The following is a 13,921-nucleotide window of genomic DNA, read 5'->3' as shown; positions in this document are numbered from 1 at the left end:
ATTTGATTGGAAGACTGTTGTAATCCAGATTATTTCAAATCGGTTTGTATTACTTCCATTCAAGTTGAATCGTTATTCGAAACTTGTTTTCGATAATTTTGCGGAACTACACCCATCTGTTTACGAAAAATGGATGAAAAATAACTAGCACTTTGAAAACCGCAGGCAAGTGCAATTTCACTTATGGATCTTCGTGTTTCTTTTAACATTTCGCAACTTTTTTGAAGACGATATTGAGTGACATAATTGTTGGGTGTCTGGCCCACATACTTGTTAAATAATGTACAGCAACGGCTTCTGCAAACGGCTCCTGCGTAAGCGATCTCCTCAAGAGTTATTTTTTGATCATAGTTTTGATGAATGAAACGCGTCATTTCTTGAACATGCGTCAATACTCCAGGTTGCCCAGAAATGGGTTGCAAATGATCCCCTATTGTTGCACACAAAGATAAAGCTTGTGATGCCAGACGAAGCGGATTTGGAGGAGTATGGTCCTTATGCATTTCCTGATAGATTTCTTGAATGGACAGTAATATTCTTTGCTGCCAATCAACCTGATCTGTAAGTACAACAAAATCAGCCATCATTAAACTAAACTTTTCCCCCCAGTATGTTTGAATAAATGAAGGCTTCTCACCAAGGATAGAGGGATGAATGACGACGACAAGGAATAAACAATCTTTATGGTCTGCAAGAGAATAGCCGAAATGCAAACGTTGGCTATTCACAAAAAGTCCATCCCCTTGATGCAATCGAGTGATACTTCCATTCACAGAGAAATCCATCGATCCTTGTAATATGTAGATAAACTCTATGTCCAAATGCCAATGCGCTACTGCTGCATAATTGTTAAATTGATGAAGGCTTCCCTTTCGGACATAAAGCGGTAAATCAGGAAGATTATAATTCAAACGTTCTGATAAATCAGAAAACACCTCTAAATTTGTCATCAAAGAGCCCCCCCTTTGTAAATATACGATTTTTATAAAATTATAGCCAATATTAATGGAAACAACAATGATATTATCCTATCCTTATATTGTGTAGATCAGTGGGGGAGGACAGGAGATAGGTGAGAAACCGCATACAACTCAAAGGATCTAATCGTGATTTTAATCGGGAGTTAATGACGCTCGTCATTCCCATTGCATTACAAAATTTAATATCAGCAACTGTGATATCCGTTGATGTAGTTATGCTGGGCATGATTAGTCAATCCGCAATGTCAGCTGTATCACTCGCAGGGCAAATTACTTTTGCATTAACATTGTTTTATATGGGAATGTCAGCGGGGGCAAGTATCCTCACTGCGCAATACTGGGGGAAAAAGGATACTTCAACCATACAGCGCATTCTTAGTATCGCTTGCATGTTCTCCTTTTGTGTCTCCATTTTGTTTTTTTTATCTTCCTTCTTTCTTCCGGGTACACTTATGCGTTTATTCACCAATGATGCAGAACTGATTCGATTCGGCTCAAGGTTTTTACAAATGAATTCCTTTTCTTATCTTGTGATGGGAATATCGCAGATGTATCTCAGTGTGATTAGAAGTATGGAAAATGCAAAACTTAGTGCGTTGATTAGTTCCTTATGTTTGATTTTGAACATTTTCTTCAATGCCATTTGCATTTTTATTTTATTCCCATCAAGGCCCGAACTGGCCATTTCAGCCGTAGCTCTTGCCACGGTTTTAGGACGGATTGTTGAACTAGCGTGTTGTGTGATTCATTCCATAACCAAGGGATCCATTCGTTTTCGTTTGCCTGTACGTGACGGCATTCAACGTAATTTATTAAAAGATTTCCTAAAATATACTCTGCCTGTACAGGGGAATTATATGGTTTGGGGAGGAGCTCTTACCGCTACTGCTGCAATTATTGGACATGTGAACTCCGATCTGGTAGCCGCAAATTCCATAGCGTCTGTAGTTAAAAATCTAGCAGTGGTTCTCTGTGGAGGCATCGCTACTGGGGGCTCTGTACTTGTTGGGAAGTATTTGGGACAGGGTGAAATCGAGAAAGCAAAGCATGCGGGCAACCAAATGTGCTTTTATGCTTTGATATTTGGAGTCATTGCAGGCTGCACGATTCTGTTCATTAAACCATTGGTATACTCTATCGTCAATTTGAATCCAACTGCTCAAAGTTACCTAGATGGGATGCTTTACATTAGTGCGTATTATTGTATAGCCAAATCGTTTAACTCCACAACTATAGCGGGTATATTCACGGCTGGTGGGGATTCTAAATTTGGATTTTGGTGCGATACTGTCGTCATGTGGCTTATTATTCTACCGCTTAGTTACCTATGTGCTTTTGTTTGGCAAGTCCCCCCCATTTTCTTATATATCGTCATCAGCCTAGACGAGATGATTAAACTTCCCATTGCTTTTATTCGATATCGACAGTTTAAATGGCTTAACAACATCACTAGAAACTTTGCATAAACCTGATCATAAATAAGGTTTTGCAATTTACTCTAATAAATATAAGCATGTATAAAGGAGAATGTGGCATGAATATCCAAGAAAGAATGACCAGCAAACAATTATTTACAGATCACGATGCTAATTATCCGAAAGAGGCTGCAGAGTTGGCAAAAGCACGCCAGCGTGGTAAGGCAATATGCTATGAAATTAATAATTTGCATCCAGATGATGTTGAAATGCGCAAAACGTTAATGAAACAACTTTTTGGAAGCATTGGAGAAAATGTATGGATGGAGCCGCCCATTCGCATGTCTTATGGTTCAAATACGACCGTAGGAAATAATGTATATATCAATTTCAATCTAACCGTGGTTGACGACTATAAAGTTACGATTGGTAATGATGTCATGTTTGGCCCGAATGTAACGATTGCTGTAACGAATCATCCTGTACATCCAGAAAAGCGCAAAGAAGGCGGGATGTTTGCATTACCAGTGGCCATTGAGAATGGGGCATGGATCGGGAGCGGAGCGATTGTTGTTCCAGGAGTCACGATTGGCAAAGGAAGTGTAATTGGTGCTGGTAGTGTGGTAACTAAGGATATCCCGGCGAATGTAATAGCTGTTGGAAATCCATGCAGAGTTCTTCGGGAGATTACGGATCATGATAGAGAGTTTTACTATAAAGACATGCGTTTTGATCAAGTTGAATGGTAAGAAAAAGTGACCAGTAAGTTTTATAGAATAAAAATACGGCTCACATAAAGTCAAATGGAACCATACCATCTTCGATCATCTACCTTCCGGAGAGGAGTTTTTCGATGAATATAATTTATTTTTTTCTTACAATAGTTTCCCTTTATTTTGTCATTACAGCAATTGTGCATTCACGCCACACTCACTTGGTAGCCGATAAAATGCAAAAACAGTTTGAACATTACTTTAATGAAGATGCGCATCAAAATGATCAGCATATCGTATCAAATTAATAACAATGCATTATTAGCGAAGCAAAACGTCAATTTACAGTTAATAAGTATTTAGAAATATTCGTTGAATATAGCATCCTTCATCTTGAACAAGCTGATGACATTGAAATCTTTCACTTGCTTGCCTTTTCAGGGATACGATCTGTGGAACTCTGTGCTTTAAAAGATATGGACTTTAACTTTGAATTAAATAAGTTACGAATAACCAAGACACTTTACAATCCTGATAATAATATGCGTAAATACACTCTAACTCCACCCAAATCTACAGGATCTATTCGTAAATTTAATATAATTGATAACGTTATGAATTTGTTACAAAGCCACATTGTTAAACAACAAGCTCTCAGACTTGAATACAAGAAATTATTTGATGATTATCATGAAAACAACTTTGTTTTTGCTCACAAGAACGGCTACCCACTCATTCAAAAAAATATATTAATCCGTATGGAACGTATTCTCAAGAAAACCTCAATTACAAAGAAAGCTACTCCTCACATTTTTCGGCACACTCACATATCGATGCTGACTGAAGCTGAAGTTGATCTCAAAACGATCATGAAGCGAGTTGGTCATGATGACGCAAAAACGACATTGAAAGTCTATACGCACGTTACGGAGAAAATGAAGAAAAATGCCAATGCGAAGATTAAAAATCACTTCTCAGACATCCTTCAAATCTGACTCGTTGCAGAGAATGTGATTTTTATGTGATTTTATAGAAAAGGGCTCCCTCTCGGGAGCCCTTTAAATAGCGGTATTACAGGGTTTTGAGGCCCTAATTACATCATGCCGCCCATTCCACCCATGCCGCCCATGTCAGGCATTGCAGCCTTTTCTGGTTCTGGCTTGTCAGCGATAACCGCTTCGGTAGTCAGGAACATTGCTGCTACGGAAGCAGCGTTTTGCAATGCATAACGAGTTACTTTCGCAGGGTCCACGATACCAGCGTCGATCATGTTTACCCAGTCGCCAGTAGCTGCGTTAAAGCCTACGCCAACTTCTTCGCGTTTCAGACGCTCAACGATTACAGAGCCTTCTTCACCTGCGTTAGCAGCAATGGTACGGATTGGAGCTTCCAGAGCGCGCAACACGATGTTCACGCCTGTTTGCTCGTCGCCTTGCAGTTCAACAGCTGCAACTGCTTTGTATACGTTCAGGAGCGCTACACCACCACCGGATACGATACCTTCTTCAACCGCAGCACGGGTTGCGTTCAGAGCATCTTCGATGCGCAGTTTGCGTTCTTTCAATTCTGTTTCAGTAGCCGCACCGACTTTGATGACTGCTACGCCGCCGGACAATTTAGCCAGACGCTCTTGCAGTTTCTCTTTGTCGAACTCGGAAGTGGTTTCTTCCAGTTGCGTACGGATTTGGCTAACACGAGCGTCGATGTCGGCTTTGTTTCCAGCACCGTCAACCACAATCGTATTTTCTTTTGTGATACGCACTTGACGTGCTGTACCCAGTTGGTCTACGGAAGCTGTTTTCAGGTCCAGACCCAGTTCTTCCGTGATCACTTGACCGCCTGTCAGGGCAGCGATATCTTGCAACATTGCTTTACGACGGTCACCAAAGCCTGGAGCTTTAACAGCTACAGCGTTGAATGTACCACGCAGTTTGTTAACAACGAGCATAGCCAGCGCTTCGCCTTCGATGTCTTCAGCGATCAGAACGAGTGGCTTGCCTTGTTGTACGATTTTTTCAAGCAATGGCAGGATTTCTTGTGTGTTTGTGATTTTTTTGTCTGTGATCAGGATATACGGATTGTCCAGTACAGCTTCCATTTTGTCCGTATCTGTAATCATGTACGGGGAAATGTAGCCACGGTCAAATTGCATACCTTCAACCACTTCCAGCTCTGTTGCAAACCCGCGGGATTCTTCAACCGTGATTACACCGTCTTTGCCCACTTTTTCCATAGCTTCAGCGATCAGTTCGCCTACTTCGTCATCAGCAGCGGAAATACCAGCTACTTGAGCAATGGATTGTTTGCTTTCGATTGGTTTGGAGATGGCTTGCAGTTCAGCAACAGCCGCTTTAACCGCTTTGTCGATCCCTTTACGGATACCGATTGGGCTTGCGCCAGCAGTTACGTTTTTCAGGCCTTCTGTGATGAGGGCTTGAGCCAAAACAGTAGCAGTAGTCGTACCATCACCAGCTACATCGTTCGTTTTGGTCGCTACTTCTTTAACCAGTTGAGCGCCCATGTTTTCGAACGCGTCTTCCAGCTCGATTTCTTTTGCAATCGTTACACCGTCATTAGTGATGAGCGGGCTACCGAATTTTTTCTCCAGTACAACGTTACGGCCTTTCGGTCCGAGTGTTACTTTAACAGCGTTAGCCAATGCGTCAACCCCGCGCAGCATAGAGCGACGAGCGTCTTCACTGAATTTAATATCTTTAGCCATTTGTGATAAACCTCCCTATGGATTATGAATGATTTGTTTCAATTCCTATATTCAGGTCTTGTCCGGGTTCCGGTTAACCGATGATCGCGTGAATATCGCTTTCTTTCATAATCAAATATTCTTTACCTTCATATTTGATTTCCGTTCCAGCGTATTTAGAGAAAATGACACGGTCGCCTTCTTTTACTTCCAGAGGAATACGGGCACCGTCTTTCAATGCGCCTGCGCCAACCGCGATAATTTTGCCTTCTTGCGGCTTTTCCTTGGCAGAGTCAGGAAGTACGATCCCGAAGGAAGTCGTTGTCTCTTGCTCAATTGCTTCCACCAATACGCGTTCACCCAAAGGTTTGATCATGAAAAAATAGCCTCCTTATTAAGTGTTTTATCCTGTAATTTGGTTGTTATGTTGTATGTATTAGCACTCGACAGTCGTCAGTGCTAACAACCAACTTTATGATACTCAACTTGGGATTGAATTTCAAGTCCCTAATGTATTTTTTATGGGAATTTTTATGGACAGCCCTTCCCGATTATATCCATCTATCTGAAAAATAACCGTTAACTCAAGGCTAATGGTTATTTTTCAGGGGACTAAGCCGCTACTGTTCATGCTCTGTACATAGTCATGATATACAAATGCTATTCATCATCTGCAAGTTGCCATGAAGCGCGACCCGAATAAATTATTTACTGAGCCATTCAAGTCCTGCCTTATTATTCTGAAGCTACACGCAATTGAGCCTCACGTTCCTCCTGTGCACGCAGTTGCTTGCGGTACACGACCGAAGACAAGTACACGCTCACTTCATATAACACCAGCAACGGAATCGCCACCAAAAAATCGGAAATAAAATCCGGCGGGGTAATGACAACCGCGACAAACACCAGCAGAAAATAAGAAATCTTCCGCCATTTGCGAAGCCGCATTGGTGTTAAAACATGAATCCCCGTCAGAAACATGATAAGCAGGGGGAGCTCAAACAGTAGCGCTACAGGCAGTACAATATTAAACATAAAGGTGAAATATTGTGCGATCCCGTACGTTTCCTGTAATCCCATACTTTTGGTGACAGACGATGTAAACTGAATCGCCATCGGGAAAATAATGAAATAAGCAAAAGCTGTCCCAATGATGAATAAAAGCAGCACATAAGGCACATACCGCAAAGTCGCACTTCGTTCTTGCGGCCTTAATCCCGGGCTGACAAATTTCCACAGTTGGTAGCATGCAAACGGTAGCGCCACCGCAATCCCGATGATCATGGCAATCTTCATGTAGATACCAATCCCGTCCCAAAAGGAAAACGCGTTTAACTGAAAAGCTTGCGCCGAACCGGAGCGAATAAGCCAGTCATAGACAGAACCCGCCGCGAACAGACCACCAGCCAGTGCCAATACAAATACAATTAGCACATAAATTATTCTGCGGCGAAGCTCACCCAGATGTTCCATTAACGGCATTTCATGCTCTGATGGGGTCAAATCCACTCCTCCTTTCTGAACGGAACGCAGCAGCGCCTCCTAAAAAATAAAGCCCTTCACTGAAGAAGAGGCTTTTGTTTAGTACAAGATCAAGAATCGATCACTAAATCTATGACAAGCGTTTATCCTCAGACTGAGGCTGAGGTTGAACTTCTGAAGACGTCGTTTGTGATGCTTTGACCACACTATCTTTGCTGTCTTTACGCTCAGTCCGTTCATCTTCTGATAAAATATCGCGTGCCCCGTTTTTAAACTCACGGAATGTACGCCCTACAGCTCGACCCAGCTCAGGCAGCTTGTTCGGACCAAATAGCAGCAGCGCCAGAATAATTAACAAAATATAACCCGGTGCTCCAATATTGGGCATGTGTAGTAATCCTCCTTATGTTGACGAACAAAATAAGAATCTTTGTCCGTTTTACGGCCTTATAAATTCTTATAGGTATCATACCACACACGATGTGCTGCCTTCTACCGGAACTGACCTGTCACCATAAGCAACGCTTCTGGAAGCTGGTCCATTATCGCCGCCAAATTTTCATGCACGCCTTTGGGCGTTCCTGGCAAATTGACGATCAGTGTTCGTCCGCGTATTCCCACGATTCCACGGAATAGCATAGCCGCTGGATTTTTCTGCATCACGATCATTCTCATGGCCTCTGCCATACCCGGCACTTCCCGTTCCACGACCCGCCGAGTCGCCTCGGGTGTCACATCACGAATGGCCAGCTCAGTCCCGCCCGTAGTTAGTACCAGGTCTGCATGAAAATAATCGGTCATTTCGATTAAAGCTGCAATAATTTCATCCGGTTCATCGGGAACGATCCGGTATTCCACAATCTCTCCGCCCAGTTCTTCTTCGATGAGTTCCCGGATGACCTGTGCGCTTGTATCCTCACGCTCTCCCCTTGCCCCTTTATCACTGGCTGTTAGGATCGCCGTTTTCCACACCATAAGATCACCCTTCTCCTATCATGAAAGAATACTTTCTCTTCTGAAAATCAGAAACAGCCACGCTGCATCCTGCATCACATCACAGTACCCTCTCGGCGACAATGTTTATCTATGTCAAGGTTCCCGGTGGTCCTCCCGTTGAAAATCCCCATGCTTGCCACCTGTTTTGGATTGCAGCATGGTAGGGCCGATGATCATATCTTTTTGCAGCGCCTTGCACATATCATACACGGTTAACGCTGCGGCTGAAGCCGCTGTCAAAGCTTCCATTTCTACACCTGTCTTACCTTCGGTCTTCACTTCAACTTCAATATGAAGCACATCATGTCCATTATCGGAAAAAGTAATGTTCACGCCTGTCAGAGCCAGTGGATGACACATCGGTATCCAGTCTGACGTTTTTTTCGCGCCTTGAATCCCTGCGACCTGGGCCACAGCAAGAACATCACCCTTGCCGATTCTTCCTTCTTTTACAGCCGTCAATGTAGCCGGATTCATCGTAATCTGAGTCACGGCAACTGCTGTACGAACCGTAGACGTTTTACCCGAAATATCTACCATACGAGCACGTCCCTGTTCGTTAAAATGAGTAAAGGAATCCACGACTCCCTCACAGCTCCTTTCACATACCCAACTTTACTTCATTCATCATTTGTCAATTTTGCATAATCACAATCTAAGCGTCCATCCAGAGTAAACAGCACGTCCACTCGCAAATCCCTTGGCTCCATAGGCACCTGTGTGAGCAATTGTCCCGGCAGTAGCAGCGAGACATACAGCGGACCTACGTGGCTGTTGTTACGCTTCTCTGCCTCTACCTGTACGGTAAAGCGGTCATAATAGCCTCCGCCGTAGCCAATCCTGCCCCCTCGACGATCAAAGGCCAAGCCAGGCACAACAACCCAGTCAATTCCCGTCCACATTTCAGGCGACCATTCCTTGCATGTCAAAGCAGGCTCAGGGATGTTCCAGACGCCGGGTACAATATCTCCGTTCTGATCCATCTCCCTCAGCTCCATCGTCCGAGTTACCGAATCCACTCTTGGAGCCAGGACACGATCTCCCTGTGACCAGCAATGCTCAATGAGGGGAGTCGTCGAAATCTCGCTGCCAAAAGAGAGATAACTAAATAAGGTTAGCTTATCTCCGTTTCTGTCTATTCTAAGCTGCTCCCATGCCTCGATTGCATGCCGACAGGCCACAGCCGATGCCTTCTGCCTTGTCAGCGGGTCCATGGAGTCACGCGCCTCCCGTTGCTGCAAACGCAGCGCGTTCTTCACATTACAGACATCCATCACATCCGCCCTCCCGCACAATCGTCAATAATCTTTAATACGTTGCTATTGTCCCATTTGTCAGTAAGTGCTGTACGTTGCAAGTTTTTTTCATTCTTTTTCACTTCTCGCTTAAGTTTATCATTGTTTATACAAATTGACTACACGCGGCTCAAGGGTTTACAGGGTGAAAGCAGTGCAATAGTGGGTAATTTCATGTAAACTGGAAGGAAGGTACCTGCGAAAAAAGCAGGTAGAACTGTGCAAAATGTAATGGAGGAACGATACGCTATGCTATTGCAAGTAACCGGAATTACTAAATCTTATGGAATTGAGCCCGTTCTGGACGGGATTAACCTTCAAATATTGGAACGTGAACGTATTGGACTCGTAGGTGTGAACGGTGCAGGCAAATCGACCCTGCTCAAAATCATTGCTGGTGAAATATCCTATGACAGTGGACAAATTTTCAAGGCAAAGGAGACCAGCATCGGTTATCTGGCGCAAAACAGCGGCTTGAATTCTGACCGTTCTATCTGGGGGGAAATGATGCTGGTGTTCACTCCCCTGATTGAAGCGGAACGGGAACTGCGGCAAATGGAACAGGACATCGCTGACCTGGCCAATGCTCAAAACGAAAAACGCTACGCAGATCTGCTGGAACGCTATGCACGTCGTTCAGACTGGTTCAAGGATCACGGTGGTTATGAAATGGAGACGCGTATTCGCAGCGTGCTGCACGGCATGGGCTTTGGCTCATTTGCACCTGAAACGCCTGTAGCTACCTTGAGCGGAGGACAGAAAACTCGGCTTGCGCTAGCGCGCATCCTACTGCTCGCCCCAGATGTCCTCATGCTTGATGAGCCTACCAACTATCTGGATATTCAAACACTAACCTGGTTGGAGGACTATTTGCGCGGCTACTCCGGTTCTCTGCTGGTTGTATCACATGACCGTTATTTTCTGGACCGACTGGTAACGACGATTATTGAAATCGAACGCCATCGTTCTACCCGATATACAGGCAACTACAGCCGCTACATGGAGTTGAAAGCTGCCGAGTACGAAACGAATCTGAAGCATTACGAAAAGCAGCAAGGAGAAATTGCCCGTTTAGAAGCATTCGTACAACGTAATATTGTGCGGGCTTCTACGACCAAACGCGCTCAAAGTCGGCGCAAGCAGTTAGATAAAATGGAGCGTATGGATCGACCGATGGGAGACTTGAAAAAGGCTCATTTTTCCTTTGAAACAGCCCATATGTCAGGTAAGGAAGTACTGGAGGTCCGTGACCTCTCTGTGGGATATGAAGGGAAAAAGCCTTTATTCCAGCACGCATCGTTCGACTTAAAACGTGGAGATACCGTGGCACTGATTGGTCCGAACGGGATCGGAAAATCGACGTTGCTCAAATGTCTGACCGGATCACTTAAACCTGCTGCGGGCTCCATCCACTGGGGCACGAAAATCAAAATCGGTCTGTATGACCAGGAGCAGACGAACCTGAACCCTGCCAACACCGTACTGGAGGAGTTGTGGAGCGAGTATCCTCATATGGAAGAAGCACGTATTCGTACAGTGCTGGGTAATTTCCTGTTTAGCGGTGACGATGTACTAAAAAAAGTAGCTGCATTAAGCGGAGGGGAAAAAGCCCGCGTTTCTCTGGCCAAGCTCATGCTGCGCGAAGCCAACGTGTTAATTCTAGATGAGCCTACCAACCATCTGGATCTGTTTAGCAAGGAAGTGCTGGAAGCGGCTTTGATGGACTATGACGGTACACTGTTGTTCATTTCCCATGACCGTTATTTCCTGAACAAAATGGCGGAACGTGTCATCGAGCTTCATCCTGGAGGGATAGAACATTTCCTGGGGAATTATGATGACTATGTAGCTAAAAAGCAGGAATTGGAGGAAATTGCGCAGGAAGCTTTGGAGGCAAATCAGGCCGCACGCGGCAAAACATCGGCTACCTCTGCATCCGTGACAGACGAGACCACATCCAAATCACGCGCCGCCACCTATGCTGCAGACAAACAAGCCAAAAGCGAGGAACGTAGCCGTCAACGCAAGCTGGAGGCATTGGAAAACCAGATCAAAACGCTGGAAGAACAAATTTTAGGGCTGGAGGAACAAATGACCCTACCTGAGATTTATCAGGATTACACAGCGCTTCAGAATATTCAGGCACAGCTCGACACCCGTAAACAGGAATTGACTGAAACCTATACCTCTTGGGAAGAGCTGTTAGAAGAATAAACATACTGCATAAAATCTTAGCCTTAAAAATTTCACATTTTCCTCTTCTATATTTTTGTACACAAGATTATCCACAGCTTATGTGTATGAATGAGATTGAAAAATGGCCTTTTAGGCCATTTTTTTATTGATAAAGAGCCATTTTCAAATGAAAACCAAATTTATCCACCCTTTTATCCACATTATCCACAGATTTTACAAGAACTAAAGGTGTTACATATCCCCCAACTTGCTATCTCCAAAAAGTCTTAGCCTGCTTGCTTCGGGCTGGGTTATCCACATTCGAAACGGTATATGTGGATAACTTTGTTCACAACTTGACAAATCACATCATTATTCGGGCAATATCAAAATTCCAGATTTTTTTGATGGATTATGAAAAATCGTGAACCATTGTGACGAATCATGCGAGGGAATGAGATGCTGCCATTCTTTTGCTCAAACTCCTGTATTTTATCCTCTTGAATTTATATTTTTATGATAGTTATGGTGCGGAACAAAAAAGACACGGCTCAACTGTGCCATGTCTTGCTCATTCTTCTTCAATTAAGTTTGGACAGACCATTCTTCCAGAGACAGCCCTGGATCAGCCTTCATATCCAATGAGGTAAATTCCCCGCGCTTCCATTTGGCGTAGGCCGCAGCGCCGATCATCGCTGCATTATCTGTGCAATATTTCATCGATGGTACAAGCAACTCGATTCCTTCGCGCTCACAGCGCTCCCGCAATGCTGTACGCAGTCCGCGATTAGCAGCCACACCGCCACAAAGCAGGAGCTGCTTCGCACCGTATTCACGCATGGCACGAATCGCCTTTTCCACCAGCACCTCGACGACCGACTCTTGAAAACCTCTTGCGATCGCTCCGACATGAACGGTTTCTCCGCGCATTTTCGTCTGGTTAATTACATTCAGCACCGCCGATTTCAAACCACTAAAGCTAAAGTCATAAGAATCTGGCTCCAGCCATGCACGCGGCAAAGTAACCACTTCCTCCGATTCATGAGCCACACGATCCACATGCGGACCGCCGGGATACGGAAATCCAATGGCTCTCGCTACTTTGTCGTAGGCTTCCCCAACCGCATCATCCCTTGTACGACCAATGAGTTGAAAATGACCTTCGGACTCCATCAGCACTAGCTCTGTATGTCCTCCTGACACAACGAGAGCAATGCACGGATATACGATATCATGCTCCAACTGATTGGCATAAATATGTCCCGCGATATGATGCGTCCCGATTAACGGTTTGCCGAATGCCAAAGCAGCACTCTTAGCGGCGACAATACCAACCAGCAATGCGCCAACCAGTCCTGGTCCTTGTGTCACGGCAACCGCCGAAATCTCACGAGGGGTAATTCCCGATGTTTGCATGGCCTCGTCCAGCATATAGGTGATGCTCTCCACATGTTTGCGTGAAGCCACCTCTGGCACAACACCACCAAAGGCTTTGTGTGTTTCAATCTGACTGGAAATCAGATTCGAGAGCACCTCTGTGCCATTTTTCACGACAGAAACAGCCGTTTCATCACAGCTCGTTTCCACTGCCAGTATATAGCAAGGCTCGCCGGAGGCGGAGCCTGTACCTGCTTTTTCCTCTTGCGTCATTGCTTCTGCACGCTTCCTTCCTGTTCACCGGATGCCCCATGCGCGGGAAGATCCGCCCACATGATCACGGCATCCTCGTTATTATCCGAATAATAGCCTTTGCGCACACCCGCGGGCTTAAAGCCTTTTTTCTCATACAAGCCCTGAGCGATCCGGTTCGTTACCCGCACCTCTAGCGTCATACGTTCCATCCCTAAATAAGAGGCGGTCTGCATCAGCTCATTCAACAGCTTGTCTCCAAGCTTGCGTCCGCGATAAGCCTCGCGAATCGCAATATTCGTAATATGGGCCTCATCCATAATCGTCCACATACCTGCGTAACCAATGGCTTGTCCGTCTAGTTCCATAATCATATATTTAGCGAAATGATTCATCGTCAGCTCATTGCGGAATGCTTCCTCCGTCCACGGTAGCGTGAACGCTTCATGCTCAATCTCCAGCACATCGGGAATATCATCCAGTTGCATCAAGCGAAACTCAAGTTTCTCTTCCCGCTGTATGTTCTTTGCCATGT

The 13,921-nt window shown here is 44.7% G+C and carries 14 protein-coding genes; 4 read left to right on the top strand and 10 right to left on the bottom strand.

Annotation, left to right across the window (positions count from 1 at the left end; all coding sequences use genetic code 11):
- Positions 1-59: 59 nt before the first annotated feature.
- Positions 60-950: an AraC family transcriptional regulator gene (locus MHH57_RS06310; RefSeq protein WP_340931626.1), complete on the bottom strand. Its 891-nt coding sequence runs from the start codon at positions 948-950 to the stop codon at positions 60-62.
- A 122-nt stretch (positions 951-1,072) separates the two neighbouring features.
- On the opposite strand from MHH57_RS06310, the gene MHH57_RS06305 reads away from it, so the two are divergent.
- From MHH57_RS06305 to MHH57_RS06295, 3 genes are all read left to right on the top strand, one after another.
- A complete protein-coding gene (locus MHH57_RS06305; protein WP_342434958.1) occupies positions 1,073-2,446 on the top strand; it encodes an MATE family efflux transporter in 1,374 nt (457 codons plus the stop codon).
- Positions 2,447-2,514: 68 nt separating this feature from the next.
- Positions 2,515-3,144 (top strand): maltose acetyltransferase domain-containing protein, encoded by a 630-nt coding sequence (locus MHH57_RS06300; protein ID WP_342434957.1) that lies wholly within the window; start codon positions 2,515-2,517, stop codon positions 3,142-3,144.
- 281 nt (positions 3,145-3,425) lie between these two features.
- A complete protein-coding gene (locus tag MHH57_RS06295) occupies positions 3,426-4,103 on the top strand; it encodes a site-specific integrase (RefSeq protein WP_342435164.1) in 678 nt (225 codons plus the stop codon).
- A 98-nt stretch (positions 4,104-4,201) separates the two neighbouring features.
- On the opposite strand, the gene groL is transcribed toward MHH57_RS06295, so the two are convergent.
- The 7 genes from groL to MHH57_RS06260 all read right to left on the bottom strand — a co-directional run bounded on the left by groL (position 4,202) and on the right by MHH57_RS06260 (position 9,561).
- A complete protein-coding gene (groL, locus tag MHH57_RS06290; protein WP_013309215.1) occupies positions 4,202-5,830 on the bottom strand; it encodes a chaperonin GroEL in 1,629 nt (542 codons plus the stop codon).
- A gap of 73 nt (positions 5,831-5,903) precedes the next feature.
- On the bottom strand, positions 5,904-6,185 hold the full coding sequence (gene groES, locus MHH57_RS06285; protein WP_007429271.1) for a co-chaperone GroES: 282 nt from the start codon (positions 6,183-6,185) through the stop codon (positions 5,904-5,906).
- Positions 6,186-6,544: 359 nt separating this feature from the next.
- On the bottom strand, positions 6,545-7,312 hold the full coding sequence (tatC, locus tag MHH57_RS06280) for a twin-arginine translocase subunit TatC (protein WP_069011109.1): 768 nt from the start codon (positions 7,310-7,312) through the stop codon (positions 6,545-6,547).
- Positions 7,313-7,421: 109 nt separating this feature from the next.
- A complete protein-coding gene (locus MHH57_RS06275; RefSeq protein ID WP_039269589.1) occupies positions 7,422-7,679 on the bottom strand; it encodes a twin-arginine translocase TatA/TatE family subunit in 258 nt (85 codons plus the stop codon).
- Between the two features lie 104 nt (positions 7,680-7,783).
- The gene (locus MHH57_RS06270; RefSeq protein WP_013309212.1) at positions 7,784-8,266 is read right to left on the bottom strand and encodes a MogA/MoaB family molybdenum cofactor biosynthesis protein; all 483 of its coding nucleotides are present in this window, start codon (positions 8,264-8,266) and stop codon (positions 7,784-7,786) included.
- A 114-nt stretch (positions 8,267-8,380) separates the two neighbouring features.
- Positions 8,381-8,869, bottom strand: coding sequence for a cyclic pyranopterin monophosphate synthase MoaC (gene moaC / locus MHH57_RS06265; protein WP_029516247.1), 489 nt, complete (start codon positions 8,867-8,869; stop codon positions 8,381-8,383).
- Between the two features lie 38 nt (positions 8,870-8,907).
- Positions 8,908-9,561: a 5-formyltetrahydrofolate cyclo-ligase gene (locus MHH57_RS06260; RefSeq protein ID WP_029516246.1), complete on the bottom strand. Its 654-nt coding sequence runs from the start codon at positions 9,559-9,561 to the stop codon at positions 8,908-8,910.
- Between the two features lie 270 nt (positions 9,562-9,831).
- On the opposite strand from MHH57_RS06260, the gene MHH57_RS06255 reads away from it, so the two are divergent.
- On the top strand, positions 9,832-11,796 hold the full coding sequence (locus tag MHH57_RS06255) for an ATP-binding cassette domain-containing protein (RefSeq protein ID WP_209949684.1): 1,965 nt from the start codon (positions 9,832-9,834) through the stop codon (positions 11,794-11,796).
- Between the two features lie 546 nt (positions 11,797-12,342).
- Here the strand turns inward: MHH57_RS06255 and tsaD are convergent.
- The gene (gene tsaD / locus MHH57_RS06250) at positions 12,343-13,407 is read right to left on the bottom strand and encodes a tRNA (adenosine(37)-N6)-threonylcarbamoyltransferase complex transferase subunit TsaD (RefSeq protein WP_023987471.1); all 1,065 of its coding nucleotides are present in this window, start codon (positions 13,405-13,407) and stop codon (positions 12,343-12,345) included.
- Positions 13,404-13,919 (bottom strand): ribosomal protein S18-alanine N-acetyltransferase, encoded by a 516-nt coding sequence (rimI, locus tag MHH57_RS06245; RefSeq protein WP_029516243.1) that lies wholly within the window; start codon positions 13,917-13,919, stop codon positions 13,404-13,406. Before rimI ends, tsaD begins: the two co-directional genes overlap by 4 nt.
- Positions 13,920-13,921: the final 2 nt, after the last annotated feature.

It is taken from the genome of Paenibacillus sp. FSL H7-0442, from assembly GCF_038593105.1.
Taxonomy (GTDB): Bacteria; Bacillota; Bacilli; order Paenibacillales; family Paenibacillaceae; genus Paenibacillus; species Paenibacillus polymyxa_D.
Note: the sequence above shows the minus strand (reverse complement) of the source record. Positions and strands in the feature narration are given on the sequence as shown.